The organism is Sphingomonas parapaucimobilis NBRC 15100, from assembly GCF_000787715.1.
GTDB classification, from domain to species: domain Bacteria; phylum Pseudomonadota; class Alphaproteobacteria; order Sphingomonadales; family Sphingomonadaceae; genus Sphingomonas; species Sphingomonas parapaucimobilis.
Genome location: NZ_BBPI01000090.1, coordinates 1 through 20,838, shown reverse-complemented (window position 1 = coordinate 20,838; position 20,838 = coordinate 1). Strand labels below are relative to the sequence as shown.

The window sequence follows — 20,838 nt, the reverse complement described above, 5'->3', positions numbered from 1 at the left end:
GGCACGTTCCGCCCCTTGGCCTTCGACTTCACCCGATCAGCAACCGAATCCCCAACGCCGCCAGCAACGCCAGCGGCATCGCCACCGCGCCGACCTTCAGGAAGGCGAGGAAGCTGACATCCTCTCCCTCGCGCCGGATCGCCTGAAGCCACAGGATCGTCGCCAGCGATCCCGTCACCGACAGGTTCGGGCCGAGGTCGACGCCGATCAGCAGCGCATCGGTGACGATCTGCGGCGGATGCGCCTGCGCGATGGCGCTGCTGGCGACGAGTCCGGCGGGCAGGTTGTTCATCGCGTTGCTGACAAAGGCGAGCGTCGTCCCCGACACCGCCGCCGCGCGTGTCGGATCGACCAGCATGTCACGCAGCCCCTGCGCCACCCAGGCGATCACGCCGGTCCGGTCGAGCGCCTCGACCAGCACGAACAGCCCGGCGACCAGCGGCAGCACGCCCCAGCTGACCGACCTGGCCAGCGTCACGGGCGAGCGTCCCGCGAGCAGCGACACGATCACCGCCGTCGCGATCCCCGCCAGCGCGGTCGGCAGGCCCAGCTCCGCATCCAGCGCCGACACGACCAGCAGCAGCAGCGCGGTCAGCACGATACCGGCGATCGCCAGCTTGCCGCCGGTCGACAGCGTATCGCGCGCCACGTCGCACTCGCAACTCGCCGCGATCCGCGCGCGCTGGGTGAAGCGCAGCACCGCGAAGGTGACGAGGATCGAGGCCAGCGAAGGCAGCGCGAACGCCGCCATCCATGCGCCCAGCGGCGGCATGTGGCCGCCGTAGAGCACCAGATTGGCGGGGTTGGAGATGGGCAGCACGAAGCTCGCCGCATTGGCGATTAGCGCGCAGGCGAACAGCAGCGGCAGCGGGTCGGCCTTGGCCTTCTTTGCCGCGACGAACACGGCGGGCGTCAGTACCACGGCGGTCGCGTCGTTGGACATGAAGGTCGTGACGACGACGCCCGTCGCATAGACCAGCGCGAACAGTTTCGCGCGCGACCGCCCCGCCATGTTGACGGCGGTCGCCGCGATCCAGTCGAACGCGCCATGTTCGCGCGCGGTCTCGCTCAGCAGCATCATGCCGATCAGGAAGAGATAGACATCCGCCCCCTTGGCCACCGCCTGCCCCGCCTCACCCAGCGGCATCAGGCCCAGCACGATCAGCAGGACCGCACCCGCCACCGCCCAGATCCATTCGGGCCAGCGCATCGGCCGCGCGATCACGCCCGCCGTCGACAGCCCCGCAATCGCCCAGGTGGCCCCGTATGCCAGCGTCACCATCCGCACCCATTCTTGTTAGGCCCCAGCCGGGCGCCGTCGATCCCGGCGATAGGCCAGGCGCCGATCGTGTGGCAATCCTCGCCGGGGGCGACGGGCAAGCGGCGCTTCGGGATCGAATGTCCGTCGCGGACGAGACAATCGATCCGGTCATAGCCTTCGCCGCAGCGGACCTCGATCGCGTTCAATCCAGCGGCCAGCGTCACGGTCGCGCGCCACAGGCCATCCTTGCCCCGCGTCATCGGCGTCTCGGTCTCGCCAGCCCGCGCGACGGGTTGCGCATCCACGCCGAACAGCCGCGCCATGACCTCGACCGCACCGGGTCGGGGCACTTGGTGCGGGTCGGTCGGCCGCGTGATGAGCCGAACATCGCCCGGCGAGACGATCTGAACATGCGGCCAGGGGGCATCCAGCCGCCGGAAGCGCCAGCTGACCACCCGGTCCTGAACACAGACGATGGTGAAGCCCGGCGCGCCACCATCCTCCTCGATCTGCGCGGTCGAGCGGGTCGCGCCGTACAGGACACGGCCATCGTTCAGCAGCTCGTTATAATGGGTGTGCCCGGTATCGACGAAGGCGACCTCGCCGTCGATGAACTGGCGCGCGATCGTGTCGCCGTCCGCCGCCAGGTCGCCGGGATAGGCGTGCATGAACACCAGCGGCACTTCGCCCGACGCCTTTGCCCGCGCCAGTTCCTCGGCCAGTCTGTTGCGGTGGTGCATGGTCAACCGGAAGTCGGGTCCGCCCGCCCCCGCCGACACGATATCGAGGAACAGGCAGCGATGGCCCGCAATCACCTCCGTCTCGGGTCGGTTGGTCCTGGGTATCGCCGCTTCGTAATTGGACAGGTCGCCCGGCTCGAAATCATGGTCGCCGGGAATAATCCGCCATGGCAGCGACAGCGGCGCGAGCGCCTCCATCATTCGGGCATATTGTCCGGGCGTGCCGTGATTGGCGTTGTCGCCGGGTATGAAGACGAAATCCGCCCCGCCCATCTGCGCATTGACCTGCGCGACGACCTCGCGGAGTCGGTCGAGGCCCTGCCAGTCATCGGCTTCGTCCAGATGCAGGTCGCCGACATGGACCCAGGCGATGCCGCTCATGCCTTGGCCTCCTCGGGCTTGGCACCACCGGAGCAGGCGGGGCGCAACGTGCCCGCAAAGCCGATCCACAGCCCCAGGCTCGCCACCGCGAAACCGCCGAGAATGTAGAAGGCGATGTGATAGCCCAGTTCCTGTGCCAGCCAGCCACCGATGGCGGGCGACAGCGAGGCGCCGACGCCCTGGATGGTCATCACCGCGCCCTGCCCGACATTCACCCGGCCCGTGCCGCTCAGCAGGCAGGCGACAAGGCCCGGCACCGCGACGCTCTGAAGCCCCGCGCCGATACCGTCGAGCGCTTGGACCGGCCACACGCCCCAATGCTCGATAAAGGTCCCCGCCAGGAACCCGCGCAAGGGAAGCGCGGCGAAGGAGATCAGCAGGACCAGCCAGTAGCCGCGCCCGGCGGCGACCTTCATCGCGATCAGGCTGGCGACGATCATCACCGCCTGCGCCACCATCACGGTGGTCGCGGTGAACATCGCGGCATCGCCCTTGCCCGCGCCGACCACCGCCATGCCGTACAGCGGCAGCATCGCGCCGTTGCCCAGATGGAAGCACGCCAGCGCGGCCGCCAGGATCAGCATCGGCTTGTTGGCGAGCAGCGCCTTGAAACCCTCGGCCTGGCCGCCTTCCTCATCGTCGCCATCGTCGTCCTCCAGCCCGCGCGCGGCGCGGTGGTCGATCGCGCGCTCGGGGATGGACAGGACCGAGATGATCGCCAGCACGCCGAAGGCGGCGGCAAGGAAGAAGATGGCGGGCATCCCGAACTTCCAGCCCAGAAAGCCGGAAAGCCCCGCGCCGACCATGTTGCCCGCATGGTTCCACGCCTGGTTGCGACCGTTCTGCGCGTTGAAGCCCTTTTGCCGGACCACGCCCAGCGTCATGCCGGTCACGGCGGGGCCGATCGCTGCGCCCGCGATGGCGGTCGCCACCTGGCTGACTCCGACGACGATGCCGGTCTGCGACCAGAGGATCAGGAAGGAGGCGAGCACCGTGCAGATACCGGTGATGACCACCACCCAGCGCTTCTTGTCGGTATGGTCGATGAACGCGCCCGCTGGCACCGTCATCACCATGCCCGCGACACCGCCCAGCGTCATGACGCTGCCGATCGGCCCGGTCTGCCACCCGCGCTGTTGCAGGAAGACGCCCAGAAACGGACCAATCCCCGCCTGCATGTCGGCCATGAAGAAGTTGAGCGCCTGCAACCAGCGTGTCGCGCGGCGGCGGTCGCCTTCGGACGATGGGGACGTTTGGGAATCAGGTAATGCCGCTGTGGCCATGATAGGTCTCCGCGAGATGCGAGGCCCAACCCAGCAATAGTTTGAAATATCCGCTGATCGTATGATTTATGTTTGCCGCGCGACCGGCAGCCAAGTTATCCCGCTGTAGAATAACGACAAAGCTGCCGGTGGCACAAATACCGCACAATATTTCATGACAAAAACTTCATGATGCCCCGGCAGAACTTTTCCCGTCAGCACGTCCGGTCGGCAGCAAGGAAAGCATCACCATGGACCACCACTGCGTCGCCATCGTACCGGCCGACGATCTCGATGCCAGTACTGCCTTTTACGAACGGCTCGGCTTTTCGGTCGCTGCCGATTTCGGTCATTACCGCATCCTGGAAGACGGACGCGGCTGGCATCTGCACCTCAACCACATGCCGGGCTGGCCGGTGCGCGGGGAGGACAACCCGTTCGGCCTCTATCTTTATGTCGAAGATGTCGATGCGGTCGCCGAGCGGGTCCGCGACGACATCATCAAGCCTGGCACGCCGCACGCCAAACCCTGGGGCACCTATGAGTTCGCGGTCAGCGACCCGACCGGGGTGCTGGTGCGGATCGGACGGATCGTCGAATAGCGCCGCCCGCTTGCCCTGTCGGCCCGACGGCATCACATAGGCGACCAGTCCCGACGCCGACCGCTCCGTGCCCCGCTCCGTGCCCCGCTCCGCAATGATGATGGACGATTCCCGTGACCACCAAGATCTACCTGTCCGCCGACCGCCTGCTGGAGGATTCCTTTCGCCTGGGCAATCTGGTCTTCGACTCCGGCTTTCGCCCGACGCATATCGTCGGCATCTGGCGCGGCGGTGCGCCGGTCGGCATCGCGGTCCAGGAACTGCTCGAATATCGCGGGGTCCAGAGCGATCATATCGCGATCCGCACCGCCTCCTATACCGGCATCGACCAGCAGGAGCCGCAGGTCCGCATTTATGGGCTGGGCCATCTGGTCGACGTCCTGAACCCGGAAGATCGCCTGCTCCTGATCGACGACGTGTTCGATTCCGGGCGCTCGATCCGCGCCTTGCTGAAGGAGTTGAAGCAGCGCTGCCGGAACAATATGCCGGACGAGGTGAAGGTCGCGACCGTCTATTACAAGCCGTCACGCAACGTGACCGACCTGACGCCGGACTTCTTCGTGCATGAGACGAATGACTGGCTGATCTTCCCGCACGAGATCAACGGCCTGACCGAGGATGAAATCCGCACCCACAAGCACGGGGCCGCCATCATCCTGCGCTGACGATCCGGGACGGCGGGCGCGCCCTGCCCCGCCATTCCCGAACCTCAAAACGGATCGACATTCAGCATCCCCCTTTTCCCTCTCCCCTCTGTGAGGGGCGAGGGGCATGGCCGAATGGCGATCCGGCCTCAGTGGAGCTTGGCGATCGACAGCCCGTCTTCCTTGGCTCGCGCCTTGACCGACTCCTCGCTGCGGGTCAGCGCCTTGGCGATCGCCTTCAGCGCCATGCCCTTCTTGGCGAGGGTGTGGAGTTTCTGGATCTCGTCCTGGCGCCAGGGCTGGCGGTGTCGTTCGAAGCGTTCGGCCATGGTCCCTTATAGCGCGCTCACAGGCCCCTGACCATGGCGGCGCCCCTGCATGATGGCTCGCTTACAAATGCGTCATGAATGCTGCCCCGCCTTGCCATCGCATCGCGGTGCAGCAAGATAGCTCGCTCGGGAGACGTTATAACATTTGGGGTTGTCAATGCGTTTTTGTGCTCTCCTTTGCTGTGTCGCGTCGTCCGCGATCGCCCTGCCCGCGCTGGCCCAGACCCGCGGCGTACCGACGCCCGATGCGGACGCCACCCCGGCGGCAGCGGCGAATCAGCCCTCCGACATCGTGGTCACCGCCAAGCGGCTCGACACCGCGCGCGAGCATATCCAGCCCAGCCTGGGCGCCTCCAATTATGAAATCACCAGCGCCACGATCAAGGCGCTGCCCGGTGGCGAGAACCAGCAGTTCAACCAGATCCTGCTCCAAGCCCCCGGCGTCGTGCAGGACGGCTTCGGCCAGTTCCACGTCCGCGACGACCATAACGGCCTGCAATATCGCATCAACGGCACCATCCTGCCCGAGGGGTTGGCGGTGTTCGGCCAGACCCTGTCGCCGCGCCTGGTCGACAAGGTCAACATTCTGACCGGCGCGCTGCCCGCGCAATATGGCCTGCGCACGGCGGGCGTGATCGACATCACCACTAAGAGCGGCCTGTTCGACAATGGCGGCACCGCCTCCATCTATGGCGGCAGCCACAACACCATCCAGCCCAGCCTGACCTATGGCGGCTCGTCGGGAAGCACCAATTACTTCGTGTCGGGCGACTACCGGCACAGTGGCCTGGGCATCGAAAGCGTCGACGGCCGCTCCAACCCGGTGCATGACGATACCGACCAGTATCAGGGCTTCGCCTATGTCGACCATATCCTGGACGACCAGAACCGGGTGTCCTTCGTCGGCGGCTATTCCAACCAGTGGTTCCAGATCCCCAACCCCGTCGGCCAGCAGCCGAGCGCCGGATGGAGCGTCGGTGGCCAGACCGCCTTCCCCAGCGAGAAGCTGAACGAGACGCAGCTGGAAAAGACCGGCTTCGGCCAGGTCGCCTTCCTCCACGATGCCGAGCCGCTGACCGTGCAGGCCTCGCTCTTCGCGCGCTATTCGTCGCTGCGCTATCGCCCCGATGTGCTGGGCGAGCTGCTCTATAACGGGCAGGCGCAACAGGCGTACAAGCAGGATTTCGCCATCGGCGGACAGGTCGACGCGGTCTATCATGTCGGCGATGCGCACACGCTGCGCGGTGGCCTGCTGGTGACGCGCGACCGTTCGACCAGCGCGACCACGACCAACGTCTTCCCCGTCGACGCCAGCGGCGCTCAGGCGGGCGAGCCGATCGCGATCGTCGACAATAGCGGCAAGACCGCGACCAGCTTCAGCGCGTATCTTCAGGACGAATGGAAGCTGCTGCCCCGGCTGACGCTCAACTACGGCGCGCGCTACGACCTCTACAACGGCTATCGGCGCGAGGGGCAGGTGTCGCCGCGCGTCAACCTGGTCTGGCAGCCGGGCGACATCTATACGCTGCACGCGGGCTATTCGCGCTATTTCGTGCCGCCGCCCTTCGAGTTGGTCGGCAATACCAGCATCGCCAAGTTCGTCGGGACCAGCGCCTATCCGGCCGTCACCGTCAACGACGTGCCCTATGCCGAGCGGCAGGATTATTTCGATGTCGGATTCCAGGCCAAGCCCAGCCGCTACTTCACCTATGGCATCGACGCCTATTACCGCATCTCGAAGAACCTGATCGACGAGGGGCAGTTCGGCGCGCCGATCATCCTGACCCCGTTCAACTACAAGCAGGGGCGCATCGGCGGGATCGAGGCGAATATGAGCTATCAGCGCGGCGGCCTGCTCGCCTATGCCAATTTCGCCGCCGCCAAGGCCAAGGGGCGCAGCATCGTCTCCAGCCAGTTCAGCTTCGGCCAGGACGATCTCGACTATATTGCGCGGCATTACATCTATCTGGACCACGACCAGACCTTCACCGGATCGGCGGGCGTGTCCTATGCCTTCCATGGCGGCACGAAGCTGGGCGGCAGCATGATCTATGGCTCGGGCCTGCGCCGCGACGACGATGTGAACAGCATCCCCAACGGCGCCAAGCTGTCGCCCTATGCGCAATTCAACCTGACCGCGAGCCAGCATCTGGCGGGGCCGAACCTCGACATCCGGTTCGACGTCATCAACGTGCTCGACCACAAATATGAAATTCGCGACGGGACCGGCGTGGGCGTCGGCGCACCGCAATATGGCCCGCGTCGCGGCTTCTTCGTCGGCGTGTCCAAGGCGTTCTAAGAAATCCTCCCCGGCACGGGGAGGGGGACCATGCGCAGCATGGTGGAGGGGGCGGGCCGCACAGGATGTTCTTTGTGGCGCACCCCCTCAGTCAGCGCTGACGCGCTGCCACCTCCCCGTGCCGGGGAGGATTGTCTAACCGATCCCGTATTTCCTCATCCGCTCGGGCATGCGCTTGTCCAGCCCCGTCGCCAGTGTCCGGTCACGCGCCGCCTCAGTGGTCATGCCCAGATGCGTCTCGGCGATCGAGCGCCCGTACAGTGCCCAGGCGCGCTTCGGATCGATCGCCAGCGCGGCGTTGAAATCGGCGAGCGCAGCCCGGTCGTCCTTCTGGCGGAGATGGATAAAGGCCCGGCTGTCGAGGAAGCTCGGATCGCTGGGGATCGCATGGACCGCGGCGTTGCAGTCGCCCAACGCCTTGTCGATATCCTTGTCGGCCAGCATCCGCGACCAGCACCGGCCGTTCTGCGCGGTGCTGCGACGGGAATCGTCATGATGCGCGGCCAGCCACAGATCATATTGCCCGATCGCCGCGTCGAAGGCGTCCGCCCCCGAATAGAGCCGCGCCATCTGGAGCCGTGCCGCATCCTCGCGCGGCAACTGCCCGTTCAGCAGGTCGAGATCGGTAATCGTCCCCGCCGGATTGCCCGCACGCAGCCGCAATTCGGCGCGGATCAGCCGCGCCTGCGTATCGGTCGGGTCGAGCGTCAGCGTGGTGTTCAGGTCGTCGATCGCCAGCACCGGCCGATGCTGGTCCAGATAGGCGAGCGCGCGCTGGCGGGGAAAACGCGGGTTCTTGGGTGCCATCGCGATCGCCTGCGTAAAGGCATCGATCGCATGGGGCAGGTCGTGCTGGGTGACCAGCATCGCGCCGCGACGGCTGTAACCCTCGGCATCGCTCGGCGGCGCGGCGTCGGTGGCGGCTGGCGCGACGACCGCCGCCATGCCCGGATCGGCATGCGCCACCGCATCGAACAGCCGCCCGCCGCTATAGGTGAAATAGATGCGGTGCTGGAAATTGGAGACATAGAGCCGGTGCGACACGAAAAAGTCCGCGCCCAGCAGCATGTCGGTGTCGAGCGGCCCCAGATCGGCGATATGGAGCCGCACATTGTGCAGTTCCTCATTGCCGATCTTCAGCAGCTTGAACCGCGCGGTCCAGCCCTGGACGACATGGCGGCCCAATCCGCGCTCCCATCCCGCCGCCTCGACGCCCGGGTCACCGGGATGGACGCCCGCGCGGGCGGCGGCGCGCAGGCTCAGCACGGTCTGCGCCGCTCCGGTATCGAAGGTCGCGTTCAGCTTCGCACCGTCCAGCTCGACCGTGCCGACCGTGTGGCTGTGCGCCTGGTCCCTGGTCTCGATCGGGATTTCGAAATAGGGCTTGCCGCCCGTCCAATAGGCCATGGCGGCGTGCGCGCAGCCGCTGGGCTTGAACAGCCGGACCATGCCGCCGGGCAGGTCATATTCGACGTCGCTGAGGCCCAGGACATTCTGCCCGAGCAGGCCGGTCTGGCCGACATCGCTGCCGCTGACGATGAACTGGACGTTCGGGATATCGGTTCCGGCCAGGGTGAAGTGCTTGACCGTGGCGACGGTGGCGTCCGAGCTGCCGCCGATCCCGTTCACCCGGAAACCGAAGGGCAAGGGCTGTTCCGGCAGGCCCAGTTCGCGTGCGACGGGGGGCGCGATGTTGCTGTAAAAGGCGCCGCTGTCGAGGATGAAGGGGGCGGGCTTGCCGTTGATCCGGGTCTCGACCACCGGGCGCAGGCCCTGCATCGTGACCGGGATCGCCGCCATCTGGCCGACCTTGCACGTATCCGCCATGGCGGGACCCGCTGCCGCCCCGACCAACAGCGCCGCGACCATGATCCGCTTGCGCCCTGCCCCCGTCATCATGCCACCATCCCCATGTCAGCGATGGGGCAAGCCTATCATTGCGGGGCCTGGGCCGAGATGACGTGCGCCTGACATTGTCGAAACATGCCGCCCGCCCCGTGGCCAAAGTCAGGCCAGGGTGATCCGCCGCCCTTCCCGCGCCGATCGATAGATCGCCTCGATCACCCGCATATCGGCCAGCCCTTCCTCGCCGGGCACCAGCGGATCCGTGCCGTTGGCGATACACTCGGCGAAATGGTCGAGCTGCCCGGCATGCTGGCCCTTGCCTGCGGGAACCTGCTGCTGCTCGGTCCGGCCATTGCGGCGGACCCACATCTTCTGCCCCTCATAAGAGGTGGCGGGCTCCAGTTCGATCCAGCCATCCGTCCCCGACACGCGGTACATATTGTGGTTGGAGCTGTAGCTGGACACGCAGGTCGCCTCGATCCCCGAAGGGAAGCGCAGCAGGAAGCTGATCCGGTCCTCGACGGTACGGAAACGCGGGTCGCTGCGGTCGGTGGACTCGATCGCGCTGACCTCGACGGGTTCTTCGCCGGTCAGATAGCGGGTCGCGTTCAGGCTGTAGATGCCGATGTCCATCAGCGAGCCGCCGCCCGACAGCTTGCGGTCCAGCCGCCACTGGTTGGGCTGCGCGTTGAAGCCATGATCGGCGGTGATGATCCGCGTCGGCCCGACAAAGCCCTTGCGCGCCATGTCGATCGCCAGCCGGTTGTGCGGCTCGAACCGCGATCGGTATCCGATCATCAGCTTGCGCCCCGCCGCCCGGCACGCCGCGATCATCGTGCGGCATTCCGCGACCGAGATCGCCATCGGCTTTTCGCACATGACATGCTTGCCCGCTCTGGCCGCGCGCACCGTATATTCGGCGTGCAGCGCATTGGGCAGGATCACATAGACGATGTCGACATCCGGATTGTCGCGGATACGGTCGAAATCGGCATAGGAATAACGGTGGCTTTCGGGCACGCCATATTTCTCGCCGAAGCGTGCCAGCTTTTCGGGCGTGCCGCTGACCAGCGCGACCAGCCGCGACTGCTCGCATTCGGCGAATTTGGACATGATCAGCTCGGCATAGCGGCCCAGACCGACGATCGCATACCCCGCCTTGCGCCCGCGCGGCGCGGCACAGGCCCCGCCCCCCGCCGCCAGGGCCAGTCCCGCCCCCAGCCCCGCGATGATGGTCCGACGATCGGCGTGCCCCATGATGCTCTCCCGTGTTCGCCAGGCATGTTTGCCTGTTCAATCAGTGGCTTATCATGAACGACACCGTCCGATGCTGGCAAGGTGCCGCAAGGGTCAGTCGGTGACTTTCTGCGCCTCGACGATCCGGGCGTCGCTGCCCAGCGCGTAGAGATAGGCGCGCCGTTGCTCGGTGCCGGGGGGATAGCGCTTGAGCATCCGCGCCTGTTCGCGGGTCAGGGCGAATCGGACATAGCCGGACCGGACCAGGCACTGGTCCACTTCGCCTTGCAGCGTGGCCTGGAGCGAATCGACCTGCTTGTCCGGCCGATACATTCGGCGAAGCAGAACCTGCCTCTCGCTCTGCGTGAAGATGTCGTCGGTCGGGACCGTCGGGGGCGTATTGGCTTCGCGGTCCAGGACGCGCGCGCCGCGCACATAACGCTGGGTCGCCCCGTCCCCGGCCACGTCGCGCCGGGCGGCTTGCAACATGCAGGCCCGGCTGCCGCCATCGAAAGCCTCCCGCGAAGCACCCGGCCTGCCCCAGCTATAGGGCTGGGGGGGTGCGGCCAAGGCGGATGACGACGCGCCCAACAGGGCAAGCGCAACACCGATCTTCGGCATGACCTCTCCTCGGTTTCTCTATGGCGAAGCTAACCGAAAAGGTCGGGCGCGTCATGCCTTTCCCGTTCCCCATGGCGACAGGCTGCGACCGGGCCGGTTGCCGATGCAGCCACGCTCGACACATCATACATTGGTGAAAACCGATTCATCCTTTCTTTCCCTCTGTCCACTATGGACGAAAAACTCATCGAATTCGGAGCAGGGAAACTGCCATGGGGCGGTCCGGACCGGGCTATAAAAACCGCGAAGCGCGCCGACAGGTTCTGATCCCCTGTCGGATCAAGTCCGTCCGGGGCTGGGGCGATGCGTGCATCCACAACATCTCGTCCCGGGGCATGATGATCGCATGTGACGATCCGCTGGCGCCGGGCGAATATCTGGACCTGCGGCGCGGTCGCCAGGTGGTGATCGGCCGCGTCGTCTGGCGGCGCGACCGATTCTCGGGCGTCCGCACGCAGGATGTCATCAGCGCCGATGCGCTGGTCAACGAGCCCCGCCTGGAGGCCCGGCCGACCGGCACGCGTCGCAGCAAGGATCGCGCCGCCCTGCGCCAGACCATGGCGGGGGAAATCGACGCCGCCCGACGCATGGAGCGCAGCCGCTCCCTGTCGCAGGCGATGCAGTTCGGTGCCCTGGGCCTTTTCGGACTGGTCGCCGCAGCGACCATCGCGATCCGGGTCGGCCATATCCTGGCCGCGCCGGCCGCGCAGATCACCCAGGCCCTGTCCCGATAATCCGAAGCATCGGTCAGTCCTGATCGGCCTGCAACGCCGTCGCCAGCCAGTCGGGACGGATCGCGTCGCCCAGTGCCTCGACGCGGCGATGCTCGACCATCAGGCCCAGTTCCGGGTAGCTTGCACGGGTCCGGTCGCCCGCCTCGCCCAGGGGAGCCACGACCAACCGTCGATTGACCTTCGAGCGGTGGTGCATCCGCGCCGTGTTTTCCTGCCCGACATAACAGCCCTTGGTAAAACTGACGCCGTTCAGCTCGCGCGCATTGCATTCCAGCCAGAGCGTCTCCCCCGAGCCCAGCTCGCCGACACCTTCGGTCACGCCCAGCGAAAGCCGGTGCGCGGTCCAACCGCTCGCCGGTTCGCCCGCCGGGGCCAGCCAGCGATGGCCCAGTTCGGGCAGGCGCGGATCATGGGGCCGCCCCTCGGCATTGCGGCTCCAATGGACGGCCAGTCCCTCGACCGGCGTGATCGTGATCGCGCGGCGCAGGCGGTACATGGCCAGCCGCTTCGCCAGTGCCTCGGCCTGCGACGCTTCCGCATCGATCAGCACCGCCTCGCCCTCGGCCCATAGGAGAAAGTCGAACAGCGCCTTGCCCTGCGGCGTCAGCAGGGCGGCCCAGCGCGGGGCATCCGGCGTCAGGCCCGCGACGTCCTGCGTCACCAGCCCTTGCAGGAAACCGCGCACATCCTCGCCCGCGATCCGGATCAGGCGGCGATCGGAGAGGGTCGTCGCGGCGGCCGTCGCGGCGATGGCTGTTGGGGTGGCATCGGTCATGACCGCAAGGTAGGAGGGCGTGACCCTATGCGAAAGGCCCGTTTGCCATGACCTTCGACCTGCTTCTCTCCGGCGGCACCGTCCACACCCCCGGCGGCCCCGTCCGCGCCGATGTCGGCGTGCGCGACGGCCGGATCGTGGAAATCGGCGCGCGCGGCGATGCGGGTCGGGTGATCGACTGCACCGGCCTCGACATCCTGCCCGGCGTGATCGACAGCCAGGTGCATTTCCGCGAGCCTGGCCTGATGCACAAGGAGGACCTGGCCTCCGGCAGCCGCGCGGCGGTGATGGGCGGCGTCACCGCCGTCTTCGAGATGCCCAACACCAAGCCGAACACCGATTCGGCCGAGGCGATCACCGACAAGCTGACCCGCGCCAGGACGATGTTCTGCGACCACGCCTTTTACGTGGGCGCGACCAACCACAATGCCCGCGACCTGGCCGAGCTGGAGCGGATGCCGGGCACGGCGGGCGTGAAGATCTTCATGGGCGCCTCGACCGGCGACCTGCTGGTCTCCGAGGATGCGCGGCTGGCCGAAGTGCTCGCCTCGGGTCATCGCCGCGTCGCGATCCATGCCGAGGACGAGGACCGGATGAACGCCCGGGCCGACGAGCGGATCGAGGGCGATCCGTCCTCACACCCGGTCTGGCGCGACGACGAGAGCGCGCTTCTCGCCACCCGTCGCATCCTGCGGCTGGCGCGCGCGGCCAATCGCCGTATCCACATCCTGCACGTCACCACGCCCGCCGAGCTGGAATATATCGCGCAGCACAAGGACATCGCGACCTGCGAGGTCACGCCGCAGCATCTGACGCTGGCGGGTGAGGAAGCCTATTCGCGCCTCGGCACGCTGGCGCAGATGAACCCGCCGATCCGCTCGGGCGCACACCGCGACGGGCTGTGGCACTGGCTGAACCAGGGCGTGCCCGACGTCATCGGTTCGGACCATGCGCCGCACACGCTGGAGGAAAAGGCCAAGCCCTATCCGGGCAGCCCCAGCGGAATGCCGGGCGTGCAGACGCTGCTGCCGCTGCTGCTCGACCATGCGGCGAATGGCCGCCTGTCGCTCCAGCGCGTGATCGAACTGACCAGCGCGGGGGCGCAGCGCATCTTCGGCATCGTCGGCAAGGGGCGGATCGCGGCCGGTTACGACGCCGACTTCACCATCGTCGACCTCAAGAAGCGCTGGACCATCGAGGACCAGTGGCTCCAGTCCAAGTGCGGCTGGTCGCCCTTCACCGGCATGGAGCTGACCGGCAAGCCGATCGGCACCATCGTGCGCGGCCAGGTGGCGATGTGGGAGGACCAGCTCGCCGATGCGCCGACCGGCCAGCCGATTCGCTTCGAGGCGGTCGACTTCGGATGAGCGGCACGCGGTGGGTGCGGGACATCCGGGTCTATTGCCCGGTCGCGCCCGCCACGCTTGCGGCGCTGGTCGCAGGCAATCCGGCGGCGGTGGAAGAGGATTCCACCGCCGCCACGCTGCTGGCGATCCTGCGCACAGCCCCGCTCGGCGATTTCGGGCGATATCGCGAGGTGGTCGAACTGGCGCTGGGTTATGAGGGCTTCCGGCCGGGCGAGGATGCCGTGCCGACGCTGGGCGCGGTGGGAGAGGCGAGCTGGTCGCCGACCGTCATCCTGACCGCGATATACGATGCAGAGGCGGATGTGGAAGCGCTGGCCGATGCGTTGTTGGCGGCACATCCGTGGGACGTGCCGGTAATCGCGGTGAGCGAACCTTATCGGTTGCTGATGCGCGGATAGGAGGGGGCGTGGGCTTCGAAGTCGACGTCATGCGTCGACGTTTATCCTGAGCGGCTGCCTTGCCAGCCAGCCGAAGGGCTCAGCCTGAACGGCTGTGGGAAAAGTCCAGGACGCAACCCCACCCCCGTTCAGCCTGAGCGAAGTCGAAGGCCAAGGGAAACCCTCACCCCGAGGCCGAAATCAGAACGGCAACCACCGCGCCTTGTGCGTGAAGTTCATATACCCGACATTGACGCCCGCGCGCCAACCGACGCCCAGCCGCACCGGGATCAGCACGACATTGCCACGCCGCAAATACGTCGCCGCAAACCCGCCGACGAAATACAGCCGCCCCTCGGCCGCCGGGAAGCGGTGGAACAGCTCCTCGGTGTCGTAGAGGTTATAGACCAGCACGAACACCTTGTTCGCGTCGCCGCCGATATCGAAGCCCAGCGACGGCCCGGTCCAATAGACCGGCATCTGCCCCTCGACCTTATGGGTCATCACGCCCGAGCCATAACGCAGGCCGACGACGAACGCGCCCGATGCCTCGCGCCCGGCGATATAGGCGTTGGGCCGCCCCTGTTCGCGCAGGATTCGCTCGATGATGCCCGCCAGCCCCTCGGCTCCCTTGCCGAACACGCCCTCACCCGCCGCCATCAGGTCGTCCCGCTCGAACGTATCGGCGGCCTGCGTCGTCTGGGTCGCGCGCGAATCGGGGGTGCCGGGGGTAGGCGTGACCGGCGGCTGCTGTACGGGCGGGGTCGACTGGACCGGCGGGGCGTCATCCTGGGGCGGCGCGCTCTGCTGGGGCGCGGGGCGGGAAGGCTGGGTGCCGAGGTCGCTGTCGATACCCTGATTGGGGTCGATCGTGCGGACCTGCGCCGCAACCGGCGCGGTGGCGACCAGGGCCAGGCCAGCCAGCAACGACAGACGCCATGACAGGCCCAGACAGACGATACGCATGAATTCTCAACTCCCCCGGCGAACCGATTGACCACGTTAACCAGCCCGCAGCTTGCGGCGCAATGAATGACGAAATGAGGATTAGTCGATTTTCCTGATAAAATCCCGCCCAGACCCGGTTGATTGCCTCCACCGGCCCCGCTATAGCCGCACCTCGCCGCAGCCGGAGACGTGGGTGAGTGGCTGAAACCAACGCTTTGCTAAAGCGTCGTACGGGAAACCGTACCGAGGGTTCGAATCCCTCCGTCTCCGCCATATTGCGCCGCTTCCCGACATTCGATCCACCGCCCGGACGGGGGCCTGCCCCGCCGCCCCGGATCCTGCGCGTCCGGCACGCTTGAGTATATCCTATGAGCCAGACCACCATCCACGCCATGGGCGAACAGCATCTGGTTCACCGCACGGGTTGGCTGCGCGCCGCCGTGCTGGGGGCCAATGACGGCATCATCTCGGTCTCCAGCCTGATCGTCGGCGTCGCGGCCGCGCCCGGTGCGACGGCGGGCGCCGTGCTGGTGGCGGGGATCGCGGCGCTGGTCGGCGGGGCGCTGTCGATGGCGGCGGGGGAATATGTCTCGGTCAGTTCGCAGGCCGATACCGAGCAGGCCGATCTGGCGCGCGAGGCCGCCGAGCTGGTCCGTGCGCCGCTGGCCGAAACGCGGGAACTCGCCGCGATCTACGAACAGCGCGGGGTCGAGGCGGGCCTGGCGCAACAGGTGGCCGAGCAGATGATGGCGCATGACGCGCTGGGCGCGCATCGCCGCGACGAGCTTGGGCTGGCCGATGACGGCGGCTCCAACCCGCTTCAGGCGGCGCTGTTTTCGGCGGGGGCGTTCAGCGCCGGGGCGATCCTGCCCGTGCTGGCCGCCGCGCTGTCGCCGCATGCCTGGGTCCTCTACCTGACGCCCGCGACGGCGCTGGTCCTGCTGGCGGTGCTGGGCGCGCTGGGCGCAAAAGCGGGCGGCGCGCCGGTCGTACGCGCTATCGTGCGCGTCGTGCTGCTGGGCGCGCTGGCGATGGGCGTGACCGCGCTGATCGGGACGCTGACCGGCACCTTCGTTTAATAAGGCGGGGCGACCTTCGCCCGCTGGTTCCGTGCGGCCTGGGTCCACCAGGCGAGATCGTCGGCGAAGCGCGGAAAGCTGCGGGACAGCGCCGCCCCGCCCTCGCCGGTCGGCTGTCCCTGCGCATCCAGCGCCTGGCCGATGCCGCCGACGGTCAGCGTGCTGGACACCACGACCATGCCCATTTCGCTCAGCGTCCCGTGCCAGGCGACGCTGGCATGCGCGCCCGCCAGCCGTCCGGCCGAATAGCTGGCGATGGCGGCGGGGCGCCAATACCATTCCTCCAGGAAGTGATCGGTCAGGTTCTTCAGCCCCGGCTGCTGCCCCCAATTATATTCGCCGGTGACGAAGACAAAGGCATCGGCGGCTCGGATCTTGGCGGCGAGTGTCTCCATCGCCTCGGGCGCCTCACCGGCGGGATATTCCTTGTACATCCGGTCCAGCATGGGCAGCCCGACCGCCTTGGCATCGATCAGCTCGGGCTTCGCACCCCGTTCGCGGAACGACCGGACCAGATAATCGGCCAGCCTGATGCCCTGCCGGTCGGATCGGTAGGAGCCGTAGAAGATCAGGATATGGTCGGCCATCCAATGTCTCCCCAAAAGCTGGCCCCTGCACAACGCGAGGGGCGCGGTGGCGATCCCGCCCGCCTCATCCCTTGGCGGTCGGCATGCACGGCGCGGGATCGGCGACCCAGTCATGGTCATAGCTGGCGGGCACCGTCTCGCCCTGTCCGACGCCGGGCTTTGTCCCCTTCGGCGCATAGAAGATCCAGGCCATGCTGTTGTCGAACGCGTCGATCCGGCCATTGTCGCGCGCCGCCATGGCGGCATCGATCTCGGGCTGTTCGACGCGCGAGCCCCGGACCATGCGGATGGTGCCGTCGCGCATCTCCCAGGCGCGCCGGTAATGGCGGCCGAACATCATCGTGTCGAAACCGGGCTTGGACGACCATTGCTTCGCCTCGGTGCCCATGGGCAGGCGGACCGTGGTGACGTGGCAGCTATATTCGGGCTTCGAATAGAAGGGCACGTCCCCCCGCTGATCGGCACTGCGCAGACGACGATCGGGCGGGCTGAAGCCGCCACCGGGCAGCGCGAAGGAGCGGCCGCCGTCATCGTCCTTGTCCCAGTCGATCGTGCCGGTGCCCGCGATCGTCAGGATACCGGCCTGTGCCGTCTGGTCGTAACGCCACTGCACGCTGTCGATCGCCTGCCAGAAATCGCCGGTCAGCTGCTGGCGAAAGGCGTCGAGCATCTGGCCCGGCGTCACGGCCGAGAACTGCGCCTGCTGCTGAAGCCCCGCGACGCCGCGCGTGATGGTGGTGGAGGTGATCCTGGCGGGCTTGTCGAACCCGGCCCGCGTGTCGATGTCGTACAGCGTCGTTTCGTCGGGCACGCTGGCCAGCGGCCGGTTCAGCTTTTCCAGCGACTCGCCGCGCGTGGTCAGCGGCAGGACCCATTGCACCGGAAAGACCGGCCGCGCGGCGGGCGGCACGACGGCGGGCATCGTTCCGTCCAGCCAATAGGTTGCGCCATCGATATGCGCACGGACCAGCACATGGTCGAAAAGCTGCGGCCCCGACAGACGCTGGTCGAAGCCGTCATCGGCGGCGTTGGAATTGATGAGCACCGCCTCCGCCTCGATCCCCAGTTCGCGGAGCAGGGCAAGCAGCAGTGCGGTCTTGCCCTTGCAGTCGCCATAGCGACGCTGCCACGTCTCGTCGGCCGAGGCGGGGGTCAGGTTGCCGCCGTTCAGCCCGACATAGATGTAGCGGACATCCTGCTGGACGAGCTTTAGCGCGGCGGCCGCCCGGTCGAGCGGCTTGGGGCTCGCCGCGGCGATCCGCGCCGCTTCCTGGCGCAGCGGCGAGTTGGGCGCGAGCGTCGCCGCCTGGGTATAGAGCGGGGCGAAATGGCGGGACACGGAGGGCCAGTCGCCGAAATCGCTATATTCGACGATGCGCTGCCACTGATAGCGCGGCGGCGCATCCTTGGGCGGGGTCAGTGTCGCGGGATTGTCAAAGTGGAAGTCGACGCCTTGATCCTGCCTCTTCAGCGCGGGGGTCATGTCCGGGCTGATCTTCAACTGCGGCCTGTGCCCCGCATCCCAGTTCAGTCCCAGATGATAGCGGCCGGGCGCCGGGCTGGCGGCCAGCACCAGCAGGCCCGACGCCTTGCCGCCCATGGTCGGATCCCTGGCAAAGGTCGTCCATTCGACCTCCAGCTCGTCGCCGACGCGCAGGTCGGGCACGCGCAGCACGGCGGTCAGCGTGCCGTCCAGCATCGCCTCCTCCAGCTTGTCCTCGCGGCGCAGCACCTCGAACGCGGCCGCCTTCATCGCATCGATCGTCTGGCCGTCGCGGATGACATGGATGGCGTGGACGATCGGCGGTCCCGCCGCCGGGTCCCAGGCGATGGCGATATTGCCGATCTGCAGCGCGTTGGATTGCAGGATCTTGATGCGATAGCCCATATATTGGGCCTGTCCCTGGTCGGTGATGTGCGCCACGACATCCTGTCGGCGCATGAAGACCGGGCCGCCGACATCGCCGGGCACGGCCAGCGGTTCGGACCGCGTGACCCAGGCGGGGACCGGCCCCGTTTGCGGGCCGCGCGGGGCCGCCACGGGCCGCCCCGCCTGTCTGGCCTCTTGCTTCCCCGCATTCCGGGCCTCGACGCCGCCCGCCGCCAGCATCGACACCAGCACCCATGCCGGGGCGATCGCCCTCACGCCACGCAACCTCATAGTTCCCCCATCCTCCCCGGAAGGCCGCCATAGTGGCCAAAAGCGCGGCGGGCGCAAGGCGCGCCATGCGCTTGCTCCTGTCCCGGCGTTGGTGCATCGCCGGGGACCCACGGCTGAGTTTGGCCCATGATCCTGGGGGAGCGTCCATGCCCGTCACCGACATTGCCACCCGCGTCTATAACCACGGCTGGCGGCTCGACCCGGTCGTGCGCAGCCTGCTGGATACCGATTTCTACAAGCTGCTGATGCTGCAGATGATCCGGCGGCTCCACCCGGAGGTCACGGCGACCTTCTCGCTCATCAACCGCAGCAAGCATGTCCGGCTGGCCGAAGTGATCGACGAAGCGGAACTGCGCGAACAGCTCGACCATGCGCGCTCGCTTCGCTTCGGCAAGAAGGAGCTGATCTGGCTGGCGGGCAACAGCTTCTATGGCAAGCAACGCATGTTCTCGCCCGAGTTCCTCGACTGGCTCGCCCGCTTCCAGCTGCCGGACTATGGGCTGCGCACCGTCGACGGGCAGTTCGAGCTGCATTTCGACGGCCCCTGGGCCGAGACGACGATGTGGGAAATCCCCGCTTTGGCCATCGTCAACGAACTGCGCTCGCGGGCGGCCCTGAAGGGCAAGGGGCGGTTCGAGCTCGACATCCTCTATGCCCGTGCCAAGGCCAAGCTGTGGGACAAGGTCGAACGCCTACGCGCCCTGCCCGACCTGGTTCTCTCCGACTTCGGCACGCGGCGGCGGCATGGCTTTCTGTGGCAGCGCTGGTGCGTCGAGGCGCTGAAGGAAGGGCTGGGAGACCGGTTCATCGGCTCGTCCAACGTGCTGCTGGCGATGGACAATGACCTGGAGGCGATCGGCACCAACGCGCATGAGCTGCCGATGGTGATGGCCGCGCTCGCCCCCGACGATGCGGGCGTGGCGGCGGCGCCCTACCGGGTGCTGGAGGAGTGGCAGGCGCTGTATGACGGCAACCTGCTGATCGCGCTGCCGGACGCATTCGGGACCACGGCCTTCTTGCGCAACGCGCCCGACTGGCTCGCCGACTGGACGGGCTTTCGCCCCGACTCGATGCCGCCGATCGAGGGGGGCGAGCAGATCATCGACTGGTGGCAGGCGCATGGCCGCGACCCGCGCCGCAAGCTGCTGATCTTTTCGGACGGGATGGACGTCGACAGCATCGAGGCGACCTATCGCCATTTCCATGGCCGGGTGCGGATGAGCTTCGGCTGGGGCACCAACCTGACCAACGACTTCCGCGACTGCGATCCGGCGGGTGCGGCCGGGCTGGAGCCGATCTCGCTGGTGGCCAAGGTCATCAGCGCGGACGGGCATCCGGCGGTCAAGCTGTCCGACAACCCCGCCAAGGCGACCGGCGATCCGGCCGAGATCGAACGCTATCTGCGCATCTTCGGCGAAGACGGGCGCCACGCCAAGGCGGTCCGGGTGTGACGGAGTAGCCGGGGCTGGCAGGGGCGGTCCGAACCCTGGATCGGCACGCGGGGATGGACGGACATCCGTAATGCCTCCTGCCCCTCACCCAGTGCCGCTGGGAGCGGCATTAACGAAGGTCGCCTCAAGGCAAGCCCCT

The 20,838-nt window shown here is 67.2% G+C and carries 19 protein-coding genes and 1 tRNA gene; 9 read left to right on the top strand and 11 right to left on the bottom strand.

Going from position 1 to position 20,838, the window contains the following annotated elements:
- Positions 1 to 28: 28 nt before the first annotated feature.
- The 3 genes from SP5_RS16060 to SP5_RS16050 are packed head-to-tail and all read right to left on the bottom strand — an operon-like array spanning position 29 to position 3,665.
- A complete protein-coding gene (locus SP5_RS16060; protein WP_217995708.1) occupies positions 29 to 1,279 on the bottom strand; it encodes an arsenic transporter in 1,251 nt (416 codons plus the stop codon).
- Positions 1,276 to 2,382, bottom strand: a complete 1,107-nt coding sequence (locus SP5_RS16055) for a metallophosphoesterase family protein (protein WP_042490610.1) — start codon at positions 2,380 to 2,382, stop codon at positions 1,276 to 1,278. Before SP5_RS16055 ends, SP5_RS16060 begins: the two co-directional genes overlap by 4 nt.
- A complete protein-coding gene (locus SP5_RS16050; protein WP_042490609.1) occupies positions 2,379 to 3,665 on the bottom strand; it encodes an MFS transporter in 1,287 nt (428 codons plus the stop codon). The genes SP5_RS16055 and SP5_RS16050 overlap by 4 nt, the downstream gene beginning before the upstream one ends.
- Before the next feature lie 230 nt (positions 3,666 to 3,895).
- Here SP5_RS16050 and SP5_RS16045 point away from each other — a divergent pair, with 230 nt between their 5' ends.
- Both SP5_RS16045 and SP5_RS16040 read left to right on the top strand, forming a co-directional pair.
- Entirely contained in the window at positions 3,896 to 4,246 is a 351-nt protein-coding gene (locus SP5_RS16045) for a VOC family protein (protein ID WP_042490608.1), read from the top strand.
- Positions 4,247 to 4,359: 113 nt separating this feature from the next.
- A complete protein-coding gene (locus SP5_RS16040; protein ID WP_042490607.1) occupies positions 4,360 to 4,911 on the top strand; it encodes a phosphoribosyltransferase in 552 nt (183 codons plus the stop codon).
- 128 nt (positions 4,912 to 5,039) lie between these two features.
- On the opposite strand, the gene SP5_RS16035 is transcribed toward SP5_RS16040, so the two are convergent.
- Complete coding sequence (locus SP5_RS16035; RefSeq protein WP_042490606.1) at positions 5,040 to 5,219, bottom strand: hypothetical protein; 180 nt, start codon at positions 5,217 to 5,219, stop codon at positions 5,040 to 5,042.
- Positions 5,220 to 5,376: 157 nt separating this feature from the next.
- Here SP5_RS16035 and SP5_RS16030 point away from each other — a divergent pair, with 157 nt between their 5' ends.
- On the top strand, positions 5,377 to 7,518 hold the full coding sequence (locus SP5_RS16030; protein WP_042490605.1) for a TonB-dependent receptor: 2,142 nt from the start codon (positions 5,377 to 5,379) through the stop codon (positions 7,516 to 7,518).
- A 135-nt stretch (positions 7,519 to 7,653) separates the two neighbouring features.
- Here SP5_RS16030 and SP5_RS16025 read toward each other — a convergent pair whose 3' ends face one another.
- From SP5_RS16025 to SP5_RS18595, 3 genes are all read right to left on the bottom strand, one after another.
- Positions 7,654 to 9,417 carry an aspartyl protease family protein gene (locus SP5_RS16025; RefSeq protein ID WP_245613520.1) on the bottom strand — a complete coding sequence of 588 codons (1,764 nt, stop codon included), beginning with the start codon at positions 9,415 to 9,417 and terminating at the stop codon, positions 7,654 to 7,656.
- 108 nt (positions 9,418 to 9,525) lie between these two features.
- Positions 9,526 to 10,620 (bottom strand): Gfo/Idh/MocA family protein, encoded by a 1,095-nt coding sequence (locus SP5_RS16020; RefSeq protein WP_042490604.1) that lies wholly within the window; start codon positions 10,618 to 10,620, stop codon positions 9,526 to 9,528.
- 93 nt (positions 10,621 to 10,713) lie between these two features.
- Positions 10,714 to 11,220, bottom strand: coding sequence for a hypothetical protein (locus SP5_RS18595; RefSeq protein ID WP_157013773.1), 507 nt, complete (start codon positions 11,218 to 11,220; stop codon positions 10,714 to 10,716).
- A 212-nt stretch (positions 11,221 to 11,432) separates the two neighbouring features.
- On the opposite strand from SP5_RS18595, the gene SP5_RS16010 reads away from it, so the two are divergent.
- The gene (locus tag SP5_RS16010; protein WP_042490602.1) at positions 11,433 to 11,954 is read left to right on the top strand and encodes a PilZ domain-containing protein; all 522 of its coding nucleotides are present in this window, start codon (positions 11,433 to 11,435) and stop codon (positions 11,952 to 11,954) included.
- A gap of 13 nt (positions 11,955 to 11,967) precedes the next feature.
- Here the strand turns inward: SP5_RS16010 and ygfZ are convergent, their stop codons facing one another.
- Positions 11,968 to 12,729: a CAF17-like 4Fe-4S cluster assembly/insertion protein YgfZ gene (ygfZ, locus tag SP5_RS16005; RefSeq protein ID WP_042490601.1), complete on the bottom strand. Its 762-nt coding sequence runs from the start codon at positions 12,727 to 12,729 to the stop codon at positions 11,968 to 11,970.
- 47 nt (positions 12,730 to 12,776) lie between these two features.
- Here ygfZ and SP5_RS16000 point away from each other — a divergent pair, with 47 nt between their 5' ends.
- Positions 12,777 to 14,096, top strand: a complete 1,320-nt coding sequence (locus tag SP5_RS16000) for a dihydroorotase (protein ID WP_042490600.1) — start codon at positions 12,777 to 12,779, stop codon at positions 14,094 to 14,096.
- Entirely contained in the window at positions 14,093 to 14,494 is a 402-nt protein-coding gene (locus SP5_RS15995; protein ID WP_042490599.1) for a hypothetical protein, read from the top strand. Before SP5_RS16000 ends, SP5_RS15995 begins: the two co-directional genes overlap by 4 nt.
- A 180-nt stretch (positions 14,495 to 14,674) precedes the next feature.
- On the opposite strand, the gene SP5_RS15990 is transcribed toward SP5_RS15995, so the two are convergent.
- Complete coding sequence (locus SP5_RS15990; RefSeq protein WP_042490598.1) at positions 14,675 to 15,439, bottom strand: DUF1134 domain-containing protein; 765 nt, start codon at positions 15,437 to 15,439, stop codon at positions 14,675 to 14,677.
- A gap of 165 nt (positions 15,440 to 15,604) precedes the next feature.
- On the opposite strand from SP5_RS15990, the gene SP5_RS15985 reads away from it, so the two are divergent.
- Together SP5_RS15985 and SP5_RS15980 are read left to right on the top strand one after the other, a co-directional pair.
- Positions 15,605 to 15,694: transfer RNA gene (locus tag SP5_RS15985), tRNA-Ser, on the top strand.
- A 95-nt stretch (positions 15,695 to 15,789) separates the two neighbouring features.
- Positions 15,790 to 16,500, top strand: coding sequence for a VIT1/CCC1 transporter family protein (locus SP5_RS15980; protein WP_042490597.1), 711 nt, complete (start codon positions 15,790 to 15,792; stop codon positions 16,498 to 16,500).
- On the opposite strand, the gene SP5_RS15975 is transcribed toward SP5_RS15980, so the two are convergent.
- Positions 16,497 to 17,087: an NADPH-dependent FMN reductase gene (locus SP5_RS15975; protein WP_042490596.1), complete on the bottom strand. Its 591-nt coding sequence runs from the start codon at positions 17,085 to 17,087 to the stop codon at positions 16,497 to 16,499. The two genes, SP5_RS15980 and SP5_RS15975, sit on opposite strands and share 4 nt — an antisense overlap.
- Positions 17,088 to 17,151: 64 nt before the next feature.
- Positions 17,152 to 19,233: a DUF3857 domain-containing protein gene (locus SP5_RS15970; protein ID WP_245613519.1), complete on the bottom strand. Its 2,082-nt coding sequence runs from the start codon at positions 19,231 to 19,233 to the stop codon at positions 17,152 to 17,154.
- Between the two features lie 161 nt (positions 19,234 to 19,394).
- Between SP5_RS15970 and pncB the strand changes: the two genes are divergently transcribed.
- Positions 19,395 to 20,699 carry a nicotinate phosphoribosyltransferase gene (gene pncB / locus SP5_RS15965; RefSeq protein ID WP_042490595.1) on the top strand — a complete coding sequence of 435 codons (1,305 nt, stop codon included), beginning with the start codon at positions 19,395 to 19,397 and terminating at the stop codon, positions 20,697 to 20,699.
- Positions 20,700 to 20,838 lie beyond the last annotated feature (139 nt).